Source organism: Marinagarivorans cellulosilyticus (genome assembly GCF_021655555.1).
Taxonomy (GTDB): domain Bacteria; phylum Pseudomonadota; class Gammaproteobacteria; order Pseudomonadales; family Cellvibrionaceae; genus Marinagarivorans; species Marinagarivorans cellulosilyticus.
Genome location: NZ_AP023086.1, coordinates 2,745,607 through 2,761,881, shown reverse-complemented (window position 1 = coordinate 2,761,881; position 16,275 = coordinate 2,745,607). Strand labels below are relative to the sequence as shown.

The window sequence follows — 16,275 nt, the reverse complement described above, 5'->3', positions numbered from 1 at the left end:
GTGAATTAACATGTCATCACAACGCGTATACGAAATGTTTCAGGCTAGTATTGAAGCCAAAATGAATGTTGGTGAAACACTGGCGCCCTTAATCGCGCAAGCAGCTGATTCACTGGTGCAAACACTACTGCACGAGGGCAAAGTTCTAGTTTGCGGCAACGGCCCATCCTCGGCGCTAGCCCAAATGTTTAGCGCAGCACTTATCGACCGCTACGAAAAAGAGCGCCCTAGCCTGCCATCTATTTGGTTGGGCGCCAATATGGCGAGCTATACAGCTATGGTGACACCTGCGCACTACAACGAAGTTTACGCAAAGCCTATACGCGCACTGGGCGAAGAAGGCGACACGCTAGTGGTGATCACAACCAGCGGCAATGCCTCTAACTTAATTCAGGCCGTAACCACTGCGCACGACCGCGGCCTAAATGTTATCGCCCTCACAGGGCGTGACGGCGGCGACATTGCAAGCCTACTAGACACCCACGATATTGAGCTAAGAGCCGATATTGACTCACGCAGCCGAATTCACGAAATTCACTTGCTCAGTTTATATTGCCTATGCGACCTTATTGATCGAAACCTTTTTGGTATCGAGTAATCGACATAACCAACCAAGCTAAAAAAAGCTCCTCCCAACAAAAGACACCGCGAACTCCGACTACTACCTATGAAAAAACGCTGTATCCCTGCAATGCTTGAACGTCTACCTCACACAATATCGGTATGCCTTATCAGCGCAAGCCTTGGCGGCTGCTCTAGCTTTTTGGCTGCCACCCATCAAGGACCAATAGAACAAGACCCAGGGCAGCGTACCATGGGAGAAGTTTTTGATGACCGACAAATTACCACCCACCTTAAAGTTAACCTTGTCAAAGCGGACCCATCCTTAGACGAAGCAAACATTACAGTGCTGAGTTATAACGGCGTGGTGTTACTCACTGGGGAAGTTCCCTCTGCGAAGCTACGCGAACTGGCCGGTGAAACCGCACGTAATATCAACTCGGTACGCCAAGTTCACAATCAGCTTAGCGTCGCCAGCAAAGCCTCGATATATTCGCGCGCAAACGATAATTGGATAGGCACCAAAATACGCACCAAATTAATTGGTAGTACAGAAATAGAATCTAACCGCGTAAAAATTGTGGTGGAGAATCGCGTGGTTTACATTATGGGCTTGCTCACCGAAAGTGAAACCCAGCATGTCACCGAGCTAGCAAGGACAACGGAAGGGGTAACCAAGGTCGTACGCGCCGTAGAGCTCGTCCCCGAACACGAAAGAGCCCCTCACTAAAACTTATTTAATGCTTTTACCCTTAAGGCGTGCCGCTGCGTTGTTGAGCATTTCAACAACGCGGTCTTTATCGTAATTGCGGATTTTCTCTAAATCCATATGCATCGAGAAGCCTGTCATATTTTCTTCAAACCAAGTCTGTCCTTTGCCTAAGTCTTTTCGGAAATCGACAACCTGATAAATTCTTACCGGGTGAGTCAAGCCTTTAACGTTAATCTCGCCTTGGTCACGACACATCACCACATCTTTAACTAAAGACCAAGTTTCGTGAGAAATAAGAATCTCCCCAGGCTCTGCAGCAGACTCTAAGCGCGAAGCAATGTTAGCGTGTGTACCCAGTACGGTGTAATCCATGTAATGGCTGGTACCAAAAGATCCGACCGTACAATAGCCCGTATTAATTCCCATGCGAATTAACATCGGCTTTTTGATACCTTGGTTATACCAGCGCGCCTGCAATTCTTGCATTTTTTTACGCATCTCAATTGCCATAGATACGCAGCGCAGGCAATCCATTTTCATGCCCTCACTTTGCGCGTCACCAAAAATAACCATCACGGCATCACCCATAAACTTATCGATGGTGCCCTTGTGCTTGGCCGCAATACGCGCCATTTCGGTAAGGTAAGAATTGAGCAGTTCTGTCAGCGTTTCTGCTTCCAGCTCTTCGGCTAACGTGCTGAAACCTTGTATATCAGAGAAAAACACCGTCACCCGCTTGCGCTCGGTGGTAAGCGATTGCTCGCGCCCCTCGCTAATGGCCTTCCACACTGTTGGCGGCAAGTAACGTGCAAGCTTATAGGTTTTGAGTTTATAAAGCGTATGCTCACTAGAAAGGCGCTTAACCTGCTCGGTGAGCTTGCGCATACGGTTGTATGCATAAAGCGCATAAGCACAAAAATAAACGAAGATACCGACAAGGCTAATACTGCTAATTTCCAAGCGGCTAGAATAATTCCACTCAGGCCTATGGAGAGCAAAACTTGCGGCCACGCCCAACAATAGCGCCAGCGTATCGAGCACCCACTTGCGAATACCGCCGTTAATCAGGCTGTTGAACTGCACCATCGTGACAAACATAATCGTTGGTAACACACTAAAGTCACATAAACTCAGTACCGCACCAATCACAGCCGCATCAGCCATCATAAAACGGTCAAAAGCCTTATGCTGGCTCATGACTCGACGCTTAATAAAGAAGTAGCTAACAACCGTATACACGCCCACCAGCAAGCCTGCGCCAAACAAAAGCCAATCGATTTCTGGCCAGTTGACGTGGGTAATCGCCGTGCCCGCTGCTGCAAAGCAGATCAGAGCTCGAATGTCGTGCTGACGCAAGGAAACCTCAGAATGAGAGGAATTCTTGCTGTTAGCTGAGTTGTCGCTCATATGCGCACTCAATTGTTATTGTGTTTACCTTGTTCTCATCGTCTGTTCGATGAACGCTTATTGCACCATATGCTTATAGCTTCAACAAAAACCAGCGAAGCCTGTCTTTATTAAAACTTTTTGCTATATCTATAGTTATTAAAGGTGCTTAATTATTGCTGTGCATTAAACGCCTTTTACGCGCTATTGTCCATATTGACCTTTACTGAAACCTCAATCATAAGCAGCGCGACCGACACGGCTACCCCTGAAGCTTTAAATCCAAATACCGCTCTTCTAGTTCGGCATATTGCTTTTTCAACGCACTGAGCTCTTTTGCTAGCTCAGGGTCCTGCTCAGCTGATGCAGCAGGGCTCGCCGCCACAGTGCGAACCGCTTGTGAGGCATAGGATTCGGCATTACTGGACAACTCAAGCTTCAAGTCACACACTTCATCTTTCAAGCGGTTAATCATCACATCACTCACTCCAGACTCGTCCTGCAACTCTTTTAAGTGCGCACGCAAACTTGGTAACTCCTTCAATTTAGCTTTCAAGCTTTGCAACTCTTTATGCGTAACTGACAGCTCATCCTCCATTAATTTGACACACGACTCAGACTCCCGCAAAAAGCGTTGCTGCCGATTAAGCTCATCTTCTAAGTTGCGAATAAGGGCTACTTTGGCATTATCATCAGTAGCATTATCGATTTGCTTTTTAAGATCATCAATCAAGCGATGCTGCTCGGCCGTGGTCCGACGCAGGGCTCTAAGCTCTTCGCTAGCCGCTTCTATGGTCTCTGGCAGCGGCATCTGGCTATCAAAAATCACATTAACGCTGTCATAACTACGGTGATACTCGCCGACCAACTCAATTAAGCCATCGGCCCCTTCGTCATTTTTATCCACGCGCCCTTTGATTTGCTCGTAGTACTCATCCGCCTGGTTTTTACTCGCGTGCCAACTGGCCTCCAAATCAAAATACAGCCCTTTATATTTTTCAATGGAAGCAACGTGCTTTTGCGCCGAACGCAAAGCTTCACTCAATTCGTGAATCCGCGCTTCGGCCTTTAGCGAAGGGAAGTCTTCGTAGTAACTCAGCAATGCCTTATACCGCCCCTTCAAGCTGGTCCAATTAACCTCTTCCGTCAGCGTAGCCTCTCGCTCAGCAATTAATACCGCGTGCCTTACCGCCGCTATCCTTCGTTCTAATGGTGCACTCGGGTCAATATCCAAGGCGATATCACGGCCGCCACCCAACTCTTCATGGTGCCTGCGCACATTCATCAGCTCATCATCAATATAAGCGGTGTAGGTTTTTTGCTTCAGATTATCAGGCATAACATCGCGCTGTTGCACCAGTTCATCAACAGGGTTTGGCGGCTCATCAGGCGCAGAGGTTTGCGCGGCAGGCTTCGCTTGTGCCGCAAGTGCCTTTTTCAGCTGCTGCTTTAGCTTTTGAATATAAAAAATAAGGCCGAACACCATCAACACAGACAATATACAAAGCTCTGCCAATACGATGAACGTAAATGTCTTAACCTCCATGCGCCCCTTACATACTCTCGTTAGCTGTCATGCGTTAAAAATGGACTTTTGTATTAGTATGGTTCAAATACTGCCGACTTGCCGAACGGAAAAAGAAAAGCCGCAATAACATTTGCCTTTACCGAGACTCTTCGGTAAAGTTGCGCGCCTTATTTGAGCGAAAGCACGCTTAACGTGTTGAAAACTCAAAGGTTATTGGTGAGGTGTCCGAGTGGTCGAAGGAGCACGCCTGGAAAGTGTGTAGGTCGCAAGGCCTCGAGGGTTCGAATCCCTCCCTCACCGCCATATTAAAGAGGCCTGACACTGTCAGGCTTTTTTTATGGCTAACGGTCGCAAGCGTCGGCCTGCCGTAAACGGCAGTCGCTTCGGTAGCGCGAGCTGCACTCGCGAAAACCCTACCTTCGCCCCTCACCGCCATATTAAAGAGGCCTGACACTGTCAGGCTTTTTTTATGGCTAACGGTCGCAAGCGTCGGCCTGCCTTAAACGGCAGTCGCTTCGGTAGCGCGAGCTGCACTCGCGAAAACCCTACCTTCGCCCCTCACCGCCATATTAAAGAGGCCTGACACTGTCAGGCTTTTTTTATGGCTAACGGTCGCAAGCGTCGGCCTGCCGTAAACGGCAGTCGCTTCGGTAGCGCGAGCTCCACTCGCGAAAACCCTACCTTCGCCCCTCACCGCCATATTAAAGAGGCCTGACACTGTCAGGCTTTTTTTATGGCTAACGGTCGCAAGCGTCGGCCTGCCGTAAACGGCAGTCGCTTCGGTAGCGCGAGCTGCACTCGCAACCCCCTACTTTCGCCCATCTAAACAGTAAACAACTTAAAGGCTCCCTCTTGCCACTTTTATCGCTTGACGCTTTAGCCATGGCATTTGATTGAATAGGCGCATGCCTTCGTTTCTTAGCAAGCCAACCATCGGGCTTTTGGCTTCGAATAAAACCTTAAAAGCGGCCATGGCTTTAATTGCCGCGGTGTTGTGTGCTCGGCGCTGGCGCTGGTATCGGGTTAATACGCTTGGCTCGGCTAAAGGCAACCCTCGGATTTGTGCGCGCTTTAGCTCGGTAGCTAGCGCTTGCGCATCAGCAAAACCTAAATTAATACCCTGCCCTGCAAGGGGGTGAAGGGTATGGGCCGCATCACCGATTAGCGCTAAACCTGCACGATAGTAACTATTTGCATGTCGCTCTTTTAGTGGGTACGCCGCTCGATTATGCACACTCAGTACGCGACCAAGGCGATGCTCGATGGCACGTTCCAGCTTGAGCACAAAAGCTGCATCATCCAATGCTAGTAGCTCGTCAGCAACGGCTTGCTGTTGCGACCAGACAATTGAGCAGTAATGCTTACCCTCTTTTGATGGCAGAGGCAAAAATGCAAGCGGGCCTGTATTTGAAAAACGCTGGAACGCTACGCCATCGTGCGCGTGCTGTGTTTCTACCGTTGCAACAATTGCACTATGGCCATAGTCATTTTCGCTTACCCCTAAACCGGCCATTGTACGCACTACCGATTCGGCGCCATCAGCCGCGACAACTAAAGAAGTTTTAAACTTCGAACCCGACTTAAGCTCCACACAGTGTTTTGCTTGCCCCTGCGAAAAAACAACATCACTCACCGCATCCGCTGTAACCACATGAATACGGCCGGTTGCCTGTAACGCACCCCACAACCGAGTAAGTAGGTGATTATTTTCAACAATGGTACCAAGCTGTGTTTGATGCTCATCGGCAGCATCAAAGGTAACTTCGCCGGTTCCCTCGCCATCCCAAACCACCATCTTTTGGTAGGGGCTATAATATGCGGCCTGAAGCTCAGGCCATACGCCTAACCGAGTCAACCAATTGATAGAAGCTTCGTTTAATGCAACTACCCGGCTAGCCAAAACGGGGGGGGCCGTTGCAGCCTTGTCGCCGCTTGCGCCGGCATCAATTAGCGCAATGCTCCACTGGGTTTCCTGCGCCAACGCCAGTGCCAGTGCCGCACCGGCCATACCCCCGCCAACAATGGTGATATCGGTTTGATAATTCATATGTCCATCCATTATAAAATGGTAAAAAATAAACTACTGGCGTAGCAGCCTTTTTATTAAGCTGCAGGCTGCGCCCTACCAGAAAGCAAGCGGATAAATTGCGCACGCAATACTGGGTTTAGCTCTAGAGCAATAAGCCCTGAAGTTCTTAGCAACTGAATGGGAAAAGGCATGCGAGTGAATATACGGTTAAACCCATGGCTCAGCGCTATGGTATTTTGCTGATCGGCCCTTTGTTGTTTTTCATAACTTTGCAATACGGCCAAATCGCCAATACTACTACCGGCAGCAACCGCTGTTTTTAACACCGAAACCAAGCGCAAGGCATCACGAACCGACAAGTTAAAGCCCTGCCCCGCCACCGGATGTAAAAAATGGGCCGCATTACCCATCAAAACAACATTCGAGCGCACTTGCTCTTGCGCGACTAACAGCTCTAACGGGTAGAAATTGGGCGTACCGATATCCAATAAGCGCCCCAAGCGAAAACCAAACTGCGACTGCAAACGCTGAATTAACTGTGCGCCATCAAGCGCTTGATAATTCTGTAATTCGTCGGTGGGGCATGTCCACACCAAAGCGCTTTCACAACTGCTCGCATGCCCGCCTTTAGGCAACAACGCAATTGGACCGCGAGGCGTAAAACGCTCAAAGGCTTGTAATTGGTGAGGTAACTCATGGCGAACATTGGCAACTATGGCGTGCTGCTGATAATCAACTCGCCGCACATCAATGCCTAGCTGCTTACGCAAAGAGGAATGCGCACCATCGGCAACGACTACCAAATCAAAGACTGTCGCATTCTGGCCAGAGGTATCACCAGCATTTAACACTGCCCCCAGGGCCACCATATTAATAGATTTAACGTTGGCCTGAACGCTCTGTAAGTTGGGTTGATTATTCACAGCCGCTAGCAGTACCTGCCCCATGCCGCCATTATCAATAACGTAACCTAAGGGCGCGCCGCTATTATCACTGGGGTCGAACAAAGCCATGCCAGCATGCCCTTTATCAGACACATGGATTTGCTCTATAGGCGTCGCGTGAGCAGCTAATGCCGCCCAAAGCCCCAAACGCCGGAAGCACTGCTCGGTAGAAGGCGCTATCGCCGTAGAGCGCCGATCAAAACTTGGCCTTTCTTGCTCGCCCGCTTCGTACCGATCAAACAAAGTAATATGCGCACACGGCAAATTGCGCGCGAGCAATAAGGCAAGCACCGCGCCCACCATGCCGCCACCTACAATGGCAATACTCGGCTGTGCTTTTTCACCGCCTTCTAATGTTTGCCCTATATCCAACCCTTGCACAGCCCCCACCCTTACTTAATGCCATCACGCTTGAAATAGGCGCGATTTAACTTCTCGTTTATTTATGGGCATAATACGGTATTCGCACCTAACTTTCCTTGTTTGCTCCGCGCGCATATTTATCTAAGGCAGCACCATGCCAACTAATGACATTCATTACCATAGCTACATCGCCGGCGAAAACACCAACCTAGTCACTGGGGACGATTTTCGCCAACTGCTTAAAAATTGCGCGCTAGGGCAGCGCAGGCCAAGCGATACCCACTGCACCGACGGTATGATTAATAACAGCAACCTAATTGTTAGCGCTTGGCAAGAAAACCCCGCCGGCAAACGCCTCGTTGGAATTGCGCGCGCAATGACAGACTTTCATTACGCGTGCTACCTTTCAGACTTAGCAGTCCACAATGATTTACAGCGAAGAGGCATTGGCAAACAATTAATAACAGGCGTAACTCAAGCGCTACAAAAGAAGTGCAAAGTCATTTTATTAGCAGCGCCAGATGCCAACGACTACTACGCCCCTTTAGGTTTTGTTAGCAACCCTAGAGGCTGGGTTTTAGACACATAAAGGAAGTTTTTCAACGACAAGCCCAAACTTACTGACAGTTCAGAGCGCCAACATACCCCCAGCTGTTCAACCCCAGTTGAATATCTTCGACCACCTGAGCAGGGGTTTTGCTGCCAGCTAAAATATCCTCGACCGCCCTAAAGACAAGATCATTATAACTAGGGCTGTCATGATTAAGCGCATAAGCTGTAAAAAGACTAACTGGATAAGCATTATCCGCAACAATCGCGGCCATATTTTTAAGGTCGCCCTCTTTAATATAAAAGGCTCCGCCGTATGCTGGCAATTCATTTACGTGCTCTGCGAATAGCTCCGCAAATTTTTGCGTTGTGGTAAATTCCAGCACCTGCTGCGCTGCGGCACGTACTTTAGACGTAGCAGCTACCTGGAAAGTACCATCACCCAAGGCATAAACTTTTCCCGATAAACCTGGAACAGGCCAAAAACCCAGCTCGAAATTAGGGTCTATTTCATAAAAGATGGACGTTGGCCCAGCCATCCATGCACCATCAATATTCATAGCAGAATTACCGACAGCAACAGCCCTTGCCATTACGCCATAATCTTCGGTAGTTATATTATCGTTAACAAACCCTTGGGCTTGCCAGCGTGCCAAGGTTTCAAAAATTAAGCGGTAGCGTGGTGATGTAAAGCATTCTTCCCCGGCAAGCAAAGCAGCTGCAAATTCCTCGTCAACTAAGCCTGCCAACAATACCTCGGCCAATACTTGCTTAACATACCAGTTAGTACCTCCCGCCAAGTGCATTGGATTTATACCTTTAGCTTTTAACGCCTCGAACATTTGCGTTAGCTCGGCCATAGTCTGCGGTTTTTGATCCAAACCGTGCTTTTGCAATAGTTTGCGATTAATCGTCATAGATTGCAGCTGCAAGGCAAAAGGCACACCATAGGAAATACCCTGTGCGCTTTTGCCTGCCAATATTGCGGCAGAATTCATCATGCTTAAATCGTGCGGGTAAGGCTCAATAAAATTGCGCCGCACCAGTTCTTGTAAATTAGTAGCGCCCGGCTGCCATAAGAACAAATCGGCTTTGCCATTTTGCAACGCCAAAAAAACATAAGAGCGATAAACCGAACGAAAAACTGCATCAACCTCTACGGTGACACCGGGGATTAAATTTTTCTCATTAACCGCTTGCCATACGGGTTTATCTTGCGTGCGCCAAGTATAAAATTTAACAACCGTATTGGATTCACTCGCATTAGCACCAGCAAAAAAAGAAGGTAACAAGGCACCGCAAAAAACCACCACACTTAACCACAGAATATAAAAGGGGCGCCGTATTGCTTGCATCAAACTCACTCGCTGCCAAGCCTTCATAAGGTAAATTTCTCCACAAGCGCTTCTAGTTCGTGGGTAGAGCGGTGCAAGCCATCAACTTGCCGCTGTGTTTGTTCGGCACCATCAGCCGTATCGTGCGATAGCGATGTAATCCTATCAACATTGCGGTCAATATCTTTTGATGTTCGGCTTTGCTCTTCTGAAGACGTTGCAATTTGCATATTTAAATTTTTGGCATTGGAAATCATCGTCACAATTTCCTCTATTTGCCGCGAAATCAACTCTGCACTGGCAACAGAATCCTGCGTTTTTTGTTGCGAGCGTTGAATAACATCAACCGCATTACGCGACCCTTCCAATAGGTGGTGAATATTCGACTTAATCTCTTCAGTTGATAGTCGCGTTCGCTTAGCCAATGTTCTTACTTCGTCAGCCACTACCGCAAAGCCTCGCCCTTGGTCGCCCGCGCGTGCAGCTTCGATAGCTGCATTTAAGGCTAATAGGTTTGTCTGCTCTGCAATGCCTTCAATAACCTGAATAATTTCCTCGATCTTATGAACATCACCATCCAAATCATTAATGACACCGCAAGCATTGTTCATTTCATCTTGCAGCAGTAGTGACTTTTCTTTGTTTTCAATAATTTTTTGTTGGCTGAGTTCAGCATTTTCATGAGCGCCCACCATTTTTTCAAAAGCATCTTCAGCGTTGCGCGAAACCTCACTAATAGAAACGGACATTTCATGCATAGCCGCAGCAACCATCTCTGTTTGCTCTTGCTGGGTGTTTACATTATTTAACGATTTTTCGGTGATTGTGCGGGTTTGATCAACCGACTCCATAATAAAGAGCGATTGCGAACGAATAGACTGGATCATAGCTTGCAAATTTTCGCTCAGCGTTTTTGCCGAGCCTTGCAATAAACCAAATTCATCTTTCTTTGAAACAACTATCGATTGAGATAAATCCCCGGTTGCCATACTTTCTAATACCGACACCACATATTTAAGCGGGGATCGAATACTGCGAACCACAAGAAACGCAATAATAAGGCAAGCCAAAATTGCTACGGCACTAATTGCAAGAATCGTTGTTCTGCCGCCATCAACGGTATTTGCAGCGTTACTGGCTAAACGGTTGGTATAGTTTTTAGCAAACCCACCCACAATCGCAAATTCTGTACGAATAAGCTTGATGTCTTTTTCGTTATTGGCGAGGCTTTTCTCCATGACAGTCTCATTACCTAAATACCCCGATTGAGACTCCAACAAGCCGTGGTTACGCGCCACAATCCAAACAAGGTGGCTGACTTTATCGCCTAGCTCTATTAGTTCTGGCGCTAGATGCTGGCTTTGTTGCTCTAGTCCCTTTAACTGATAACCCAGCTCTACATAACGCTCCAACCATTTAGCAAACTGATTACTCAGCTGGTTGTATTCATCAAAGCGCGTGGTTAAAGCAATATAGGTGGCTAGTGAAACACCCCGATTAACCTCTAATATAGCTTCGTGTATTAATGGCCTTTCTTGCGCCGAAAGCTCAATAACTTTGAGCCGTTCAAAAACAGTATGCAGTTCGTTTTCTGCCGTTTTAATTTCTTCTTTTAAACTTAACAACCGGCTTAACCCTAAAAGGCTTTCGCGGTTTAAAGTCATTAAACGATCTACGCTGGCAAAGACTTCGTTGGCTTTTTTGGCGATTCGATCTAGCCGCTCTATCTCGCCGTCACCGCCGGCGACCTGCTGCAGCTTTTCCGATAATTGCTGTGATAAACGCTGATAATTACTTTTAAATTCAGCAAAGCGCGCTTCAAAATCGAGGGCTTGCTGCGGATCGGTACTGTTGTAATGTTGGTACATTAAGAGGTTAGCAAGCGCCAGTTCGTCAGCTAGCTGTGCGGTGGTATCACCAATAGGCGCCGCTTGACGAGAGACCTCCTGCAAATTTTGATTAATGCTTGTAATGCGCGACAGCCCTGCAACGGCAATAGCAATCAAGCACGCCAAAATAAAAAGGTAACCGCCCGCAATGCGGTGAATAACCGACAAATTCATAACTAACTGAAATATCTAAAGTGCGCTGTAATTTCGAAACCACTCATACCCGCTAAAGACTCCTACATTAATGGCTATCGCCTTTAGTGTAGTACAGTTATTTAGCCCGCTCTGGGCAATGCAAGGCCTAGCCTGCCAATTCCTAAGCCCCAAAAAAAAGCGGGTGCCTCATAAAGGCACCCGCTTTTTTACTAACACTATTTTATAACGGTGTTTTTTCTTCCGGCTCGCTTTGCCACAGCCAGCGCAAGCCTTCGGGTAATAACGCCCCTGGATGGCTATCATTATGCTCACCATCCGTCCAGACATGGGTAAATTGATAACGCGCACCGCCAATTTTTTGGTTGTCGGCATGCCGATTAGCGTAATCCAATGCTTTTATCATCTGCTGATTGGCTAAAAACCAATTGCCCCATTCATTATCAATATCGTTAATGCCATCTTGAAAAAATATTTTTAGCGGCCGAATAGCCTCGCGACGAATTAATGCAGGGTAATCTTGCCCACCCAACTTGATAGGCTTTTCGGTAGGCTTAAAGCCTATGGATACATAACTGCCGATTCCGCTAAATACTTTGCGAAAATAATCTGGCCGCTGCCAAGCCGCTGTAAACGCAGCAATAGCACCACTACTAGTGCCACCAATAACGCGCTGCTCTGGATCAGTTGTTAAATGGTAACGCTTGCCAACCAAAGGCAGAAGCTCCTCAATAAGCATGCGTGCATAACGGTCATCAAGGGCATCGTACTCTTGCGCGCGCTGACTCGGATTGCTCATACCTAAATTATCGGGATAGTATTTAGCTTTGTGCCCAGGCGTAACAAACACCCCTATGGTCACGGGCATCTCCCCTTTGGCGATTAAGTTTTCCATAACTTGCGGCACACGCAAAGAGCCACTGGGGTTTGTTGCTCTTTGGCCGTCTTGAAAAACCAGTAAGCTGGCAGGCTTGCTTTTATCGTATTGCGCAGGAACAAATATCCAATAACGCCTTACGGTATTATCAAACACCGTACTATAAAAACCAAAAGGGCCTTCTAATCGACCTTTGGGTACGCCTTCCTGTGGGAGATGATCTGGTGTTAGTTGTACATTTGTGCGCACATCCATTGCTGCGACAGGCAAAGCTAAAAACGTAACAAACAGCCATGCCACTACTCGACCAACCTTCAGATACCTCTGCATATAAAACCCTTAATCATAATTGAATGCAGGTAGTCTATCGGCAAAGGGCACATTGGGCAAAATGTAAAGCCACGCGGGGTCTACATTTTGCCCAATTAAGGCTGGCAGCTAAAAACCACCTACAACCGACTAGTTATCGAAAATAGTGGGCATATCTTCTGGGAAGCTTTTCCATACCAAGGTGCCTTGACCATAAATGGCATCTAACATTTCACAGCGATACCATTCGTTTTCGCTGCTTTGTGGGTCGCACGATGCATATTCATTAAGCATATAGCCTAGAGGAACCTCGGTATCACGCGGGTTCCTTAGCATTTCTGAACGATAAACAGGTTGGCCGTCCAACACTTCGACTTGTGTTTCAGCCGAGTGACAAAAAGCACAAACGCTCAGAGTATTCGATTCGTCATAATTTATTTTGACGTAAGGTGCGTTCCGAGGCAGCTGTTGCGTTACAGGGAATTTAAGCTCAGCCTTAATGGATTGCCTTGTTGGTAATGTAGTAGCCACCTCCATTGATAATTCCAACAATTGAATATTATCAATATCCCAAAAACGCAAATCCAAGCCCGTTTCTGGGTCCTTCATAACCTTACCTGTTTCAGGGTCTCGCTTGGTGTCCGACTTTTCGTCGGGCACAACGGTCAGCACTAAATCATTAATCATGAAAAAAACGCGTGGGCTACGCTTACCCACCGAGGGCTGGGCACTAAACGAGCTTAGTGTAGCGTTGTAATACATTGGCCGCGGCAAGCTTTTAACAAAGCACGCCAACGTCAATGGCTTAGGCATCGCATTTACCCAATCGACCACACTGGCAATATCTGTAATTTCTAAATCTGCAGGCGCTTCGCACAAAGGCTCGCTTGGTATGCTCGGCTCGCTACTCGAACTCACGCTGCTTAATGCTTCAGAAGAAACACTCGAAGCCATCGAGCTAACGCTACTGGCTGCATTGGAAGACAAGCTCGACACCACCGCGCTAGAACTGGTCAAACTAGAGCCGTCGCAAGCCCCCAACAACAAGCTTGTTAACGCCACAACCCCGTAGGATAGAGGTCCACGTTTCAGCCATTTTGGACATGTTCTTTTACGCTTCATACAACGTCCTTACACCTACAAAAATGAAAGCCACAAAAGTGGCATTGGGCACATACGTTACAGCACCCGCTATAAAGGTTATAAGCGCCAGCCTCGCTAAGCACAACGATTTTTACCGGCTTTAGGCTAAGGCTTGACCCAAATCAACCTTCTAACATCGCTTGCGCATCAACCTCTCATTACAGGTGCCAACCCTGTCACAACGCAACTTTGGGTTGAATATTTGCATTTAGTTGAGCCATCTCGAATAATGCGTACTTTTTCGAGATGCCTGTGACCAAACGACGCACACCCGTAAACCGCTCCAACAAACCAAGCCATCGCAATGGCAGTAACTCGCGACCACAGCGCAACGCTGCAACAGAGCACTCCGATCACTACTCCCCCGAAGTCCGTATTGCCAACCAAATGCGCCAAGCACTTGCGCTATGGCAAGAATGGTTAGATCAACGCAATTGGTACCAATTGGATCGCTGGCTCAAACACACACTGGGTAAAAACCGTAAATACGGCAAGCGCGACCGCCTTTTTTATGGTGATGTTCTTTTTAATGCCGCACGCTTTGGTTACTGGGCTGCAAACGTTATTACCCTCAAAAACACTATGTCGGCTGGCGCTACCGCCGCGCAAAGCGTCAGCCGTTTTAGCGAGCTAACCCCCGATGCCTTTAGCTTAAAAGAACAGCTAGGCTTGTTAAGCCAAAGCTCTAGTGGCGAAACCTTATTAGCGCTTTGCCAATGGCGCGCCCATTGCGAGCAACCCTTACCGCAAGCGCTTAGCGAATATCAAGCTAGCGTGCAGGCACTGCAACAATACCAACACGATGATTTAGCCGGCACACTGGTATGGCACGGCATTCCTACAAGCTATGCACAGCAATTAGAAACCCTAAAACGCAACGGCAGCGATGATGCATTGCGTTCTTTTTTAGCTGCGCAAGATACACGCCCCCCGCTATGGCTACGTCTTAACCACGAAAATAAACGCACCGAGGTTATGACCGAACTAGCCGAGTTTTACAAAGCACAAGAAGATGGCAGAGCCATTTCTATCGAAGGTGAACGCGGTGTGTTTGGCCTAGATTGTTATAAAAACGGCTGGGTAGAAATTCAAGACTGGGCCTCGCAACAGCTTGCGCTGAAAGTCGACGCAACACCAGGACAAAAAGTGTGGGATGCCTGCGCAGGCGGCGGCGGAAAAACCCTGGCCATTGCTGCGCCGCTAAAAAATAAAGGCGCCGTATGGGCAACTGACATTCGTGAGCACAAACTGATCGAGGTAAAACGCCGCGCCAAACAAGCCGAGTTTTACAATATTCGCACAGCACCATGGGATGGCGAAGCACCTTTACGCTTGCCTAAAGAAATTGCCAACGATGGCGGTTTTGACTGGGTATTAGTGGACGGGCCTTGCAGCTCCAGCGGCACATGGCGCCGCAACCCGGATGCCAAATTACGCAATACCGGCGAAGATCTCACTAAGCTGACGCAGCTTCAGCTTCAGCTACTCACCCACGCCAGTAAAAGCGTGAAAACGGGGGGCAAATTGGTTTATGGCACCTGCTCTTTTTTCGACAGCGAAAACAGCGCTATCGTGGACGAATTTCTAACCAACAATCCAGAGTGGTCCTTAAAATCTAGCGAGCTTATGGGGTGCCCAAACAACAATAGCGATACACTCTTTGCAGCAGTGCTACAGGCGCCGTAATTTAATTAGCCACTCAACCCTGTGTGGCGCAAATAACTAGGCTCTGTACGTACGGGTTTTATTGCGCCACTTTCTAGCGCTTTGGGCAAGGGCACACAAATCAAGTGGCTATGCCCTTTGGCACACAGCTTTTCCCAGTTTTTGGCGTAGCGCATTACCTCACCAACCGTTAAAAGGTGCGCGCCGCCACTCAATGCATCACTAAAGCTATCGCGTAATGGCCTAAACCGAATGGACTCGCAAACCACCAAAACCAAAATACCTAAGGCCTCGCGAATTTCACCATAATGGCCACCTGCCCTAACCTTTTGTGTGCTCAGCTTCTGCAGCGCAGCCATAATGCGATCTTTTGTGATGACTTTGTGGTACGCGCGATCAGTCATACCCAAGCTATCATAACTATCGTCGTTAAAGTTAACATGCGACCAAGGCAAGCTATCGCGCTCTTGCGTTTGCAAACGTAGGCCATTGTAGGTGTTTAAGTAAAAAGCACCGTTATCATTATAAAAAGCCTGCATGTAAATATTGCTATCGTTAACCAATAACGTAACTGGCGATACACCATATTTAACCGGCGCAATAATTTTAATGCGCGTATAAGCCTGGCCGCCCGAGCAAACAGCCAGTGTTCGATCTGCAAGGCTATTAAACGCCATTTGCAAGCGCCCAATATCACGCTTGAAGTTATTGTCTAGCCTTACCTCAAAAACTTGCTTCATAGCTTTCCCCTAATCCTTTTGGATGACAACATTAAACCTGAAGCCTGAAACCGCAGTTGAACCATCAAAGTCTACGCACCTTCTTGACTCTCA

Annotated in this window: 14 protein-coding genes and 1 tRNA gene; 6 read left to right on the top strand and 9 right to left on the bottom strand. The window is 47.9% G+C overall.

Features of this window, described 5'->3' with window-relative positions; genetic code table 11:
• Positions 1 to 10: 10 nt before the first annotated feature.
• Both MARGE09_RS11095 and MARGE09_RS11090 read left to right on the top strand, forming a co-directional pair.
• Positions 11 to 598 carry an SIS domain-containing protein gene (locus tag MARGE09_RS11095; protein WP_236981916.1) on the top strand — a complete coding sequence of 196 codons (588 nt, stop codon included), beginning with the start codon at positions 11 to 13 and terminating at the stop codon, positions 596 to 598.
• Between the two features lie 69 nt (positions 599 to 667).
• A complete protein-coding gene (locus tag MARGE09_RS11090) occupies positions 668 to 1,291 on the top strand; it encodes a BON domain-containing protein (RefSeq protein WP_236981914.1) in 624 nt (207 codons plus the stop codon).
• 3 nt (positions 1,292 to 1,294) lie between these two features.
• Here MARGE09_RS11090 and MARGE09_RS11085 read toward each other — a convergent pair whose 3' ends face one another.
• Positions 1,295 to 2,680, bottom strand: a complete 1,386-nt coding sequence (locus MARGE09_RS11085) for an adenylate/guanylate cyclase domain-containing protein (RefSeq protein WP_236981912.1) — start codon at positions 2,678 to 2,680, stop codon at positions 1,295 to 1,297.
• A 241-nt stretch (positions 2,681 to 2,921) separates the two neighbouring features.
• Complete coding sequence (locus tag MARGE09_RS11080; RefSeq protein ID WP_236981910.1) at positions 2,922 to 4,205, bottom strand: coiled-coil domain-containing protein; 1,284 nt, start codon at positions 4,203 to 4,205, stop codon at positions 2,922 to 2,924.
• Positions 4,206 to 4,402: 197 nt separating this feature from the next.
• Between MARGE09_RS11080 and MARGE09_RS11075 the strand changes: the two genes are divergently transcribed.
• Positions 4,403 to 4,490, top strand: a tRNA-Ser gene (locus MARGE09_RS11075).
• A 535-nt stretch (positions 4,491 to 5,025) separates the two neighbouring features.
• On the opposite strand, the gene MARGE09_RS11070 is transcribed toward MARGE09_RS11075, so the two are convergent.
• Positions 5,026 to 6,234 (bottom strand): FAD-dependent monooxygenase, encoded by a 1,209-nt coding sequence (locus tag MARGE09_RS11070; protein WP_236981908.1) that lies wholly within the window; start codon positions 6,232 to 6,234, stop codon positions 5,026 to 5,028.
• Between the two features lie 56 nt (positions 6,235 to 6,290).
• Positions 6,291 to 7,541 carry a 2-octaprenyl-6-methoxyphenyl hydroxylase gene (ubiH, locus tag MARGE09_RS11065; RefSeq protein WP_236981906.1) on the bottom strand — a complete coding sequence of 417 codons (1,251 nt, stop codon included), beginning with the start codon at positions 7,539 to 7,541 and terminating at the stop codon, positions 6,291 to 6,293.
• 136 nt (positions 7,542 to 7,677) lie between these two features.
• Here ubiH and MARGE09_RS11060 point away from each other — a divergent pair, with 136 nt between their 5' ends.
• Positions 7,678 to 8,112, top strand: coding sequence for a GNAT family N-acetyltransferase (locus tag MARGE09_RS11060; protein ID WP_236981904.1), 435 nt, complete (start codon positions 7,678 to 7,680; stop codon positions 8,110 to 8,112).
• Positions 8,113 to 8,140: 28 nt separating this feature from the next.
• On the opposite strand, the gene MARGE09_RS11055 is transcribed toward MARGE09_RS11060, so the two are convergent.
• The 4 genes from MARGE09_RS11055 to MARGE09_RS11040 form a co-directional block, all read right to left on the bottom strand.
• Complete coding sequence (locus MARGE09_RS11055) at positions 8,141 to 9,454, bottom strand: ABC transporter substrate-binding protein (RefSeq protein ID WP_236981902.1); 1,314 nt, start codon at positions 9,452 to 9,454, stop codon at positions 8,141 to 8,143.
• On the bottom strand, positions 9,451 to 11,469 hold the full coding sequence (locus MARGE09_RS11050; RefSeq protein WP_236981900.1) for a methyl-accepting chemotaxis protein: 2,019 nt from the start codon (positions 11,467 to 11,469) through the stop codon (positions 9,451 to 9,453). Before MARGE09_RS11050 ends, MARGE09_RS11055 begins: the two co-directional genes overlap by 4 nt.
• A gap of 202 nt (positions 11,470 to 11,671) precedes the next feature.
• Positions 11,672 to 12,655, bottom strand: coding sequence for an alpha/beta hydrolase (locus MARGE09_RS11045; protein ID WP_236981898.1), 984 nt, complete (start codon positions 12,653 to 12,655; stop codon positions 11,672 to 11,674).
• A 129-nt stretch (positions 12,656 to 12,784) separates the two neighbouring features.
• On the bottom strand, positions 12,785 to 13,513 hold the full coding sequence (locus tag MARGE09_RS11040; protein WP_236981896.1) for a hypothetical protein: 729 nt from the start codon (positions 13,511 to 13,513) through the stop codon (positions 12,785 to 12,787).
• A gap of 13 nt (positions 13,514 to 13,526) precedes the next feature.
• Here MARGE09_RS11040 and MARGE09_RS11035 point away from each other — a divergent pair, with 13 nt between their 5' ends.
• Both MARGE09_RS11035 and MARGE09_RS11030 read left to right on the top strand, forming a co-directional pair.
• Positions 13,527 to 13,706, top strand: a complete 180-nt coding sequence (locus tag MARGE09_RS11035) for a hypothetical protein (protein ID WP_236981894.1) — start codon at positions 13,527 to 13,529, stop codon at positions 13,704 to 13,706.
• A gap of 323 nt (positions 13,707 to 14,029) precedes the next feature.
• A complete protein-coding gene (locus MARGE09_RS11030) occupies positions 14,030 to 15,463 on the top strand; it encodes an RsmB/NOP family class I SAM-dependent RNA methyltransferase (RefSeq protein WP_236981891.1) in 1,434 nt (477 codons plus the stop codon).
• Positions 15,464 to 15,468: 5 nt separating this feature from the next.
• Here the strand turns inward: MARGE09_RS11030 and MARGE09_RS11025 are convergent, their stop codons facing one another.
• A complete protein-coding gene (locus MARGE09_RS11025; protein WP_236981889.1) occupies positions 15,469 to 16,182 on the bottom strand; it encodes a ribosome-inactivating family protein in 714 nt (237 codons plus the stop codon).
• Positions 16,183 to 16,275 lie beyond the last annotated feature (93 nt).

Excerpts from the sequence above, each read along its gene's own strand:
- MARGE09_RS11095 (WP_236981916.1), top strand. The coding sequence starts at position 11 with ATGTCATCACAACGCGTATACGAAATGTTTCAGGCTAGTATTGAAGCC.
- MARGE09_RS11090 (WP_236981914.1), top strand. The coding sequence starts at position 668 with ATGAAAAAACGCTGTATCCCTGCAATGCTTGAACGTCTACCTCACACA.
- MARGE09_RS11085 (WP_236981912.1), bottom strand. The coding sequence starts at position 2,680 with ATGAGCGACAACTCAGCTAACAGCAAGAATTCCTCTCATTCTGAGGTT.
- MARGE09_RS11080 (WP_236981910.1), bottom strand. The coding sequence starts at position 4,205 with ATGGAGGTTAAGACATTTACGTTCATCGTATTGGCAGAGCTTTGTATA.
- MARGE09_RS11070 (WP_236981908.1), bottom strand. The coding sequence starts at position 6,234 with ATGAATTATCAAACCGATATCACCATTGTTGGCGGGGGTATGGCCGGT.
- MARGE09_RS11060 (WP_236981904.1), top strand. The coding sequence starts at position 7,678 with ATGCCAACTAATGACATTCATTACCATAGCTACATCGCCGGCGAAAAC.
- MARGE09_RS11055 (WP_236981902.1), bottom strand. The coding sequence starts at position 9,454 with ATGAAGGCTTGGCAGCGAGTGAGTTTGATGCAAGCAATACGGCGCCCC.
- MARGE09_RS11050 (WP_236981900.1), bottom strand. The coding sequence starts at position 11,469 with ATGAATTTGTCGGTTATTCACCGCATTGCGGGCGGTTACCTTTTTATT.
- MARGE09_RS11045 (WP_236981898.1), bottom strand. The coding sequence starts at position 12,655 with ATGCAGAGGTATCTGAAGGTTGGTCGAGTAGTGGCATGGCTGTTTGTT.
- MARGE09_RS11035 (WP_236981894.1), top strand. The coding sequence starts at position 13,527 with ATGCTCGGCTCGCTACTCGAACTCACGCTGCTTAATGCTTCAGAAGAA.
- MARGE09_RS11025 (WP_236981889.1), bottom strand. The coding sequence starts at position 16,182 with ATGAAGCAAGTTTTTGAGGTAAGGCTAGACAATAACTTCAAGCGTGAT.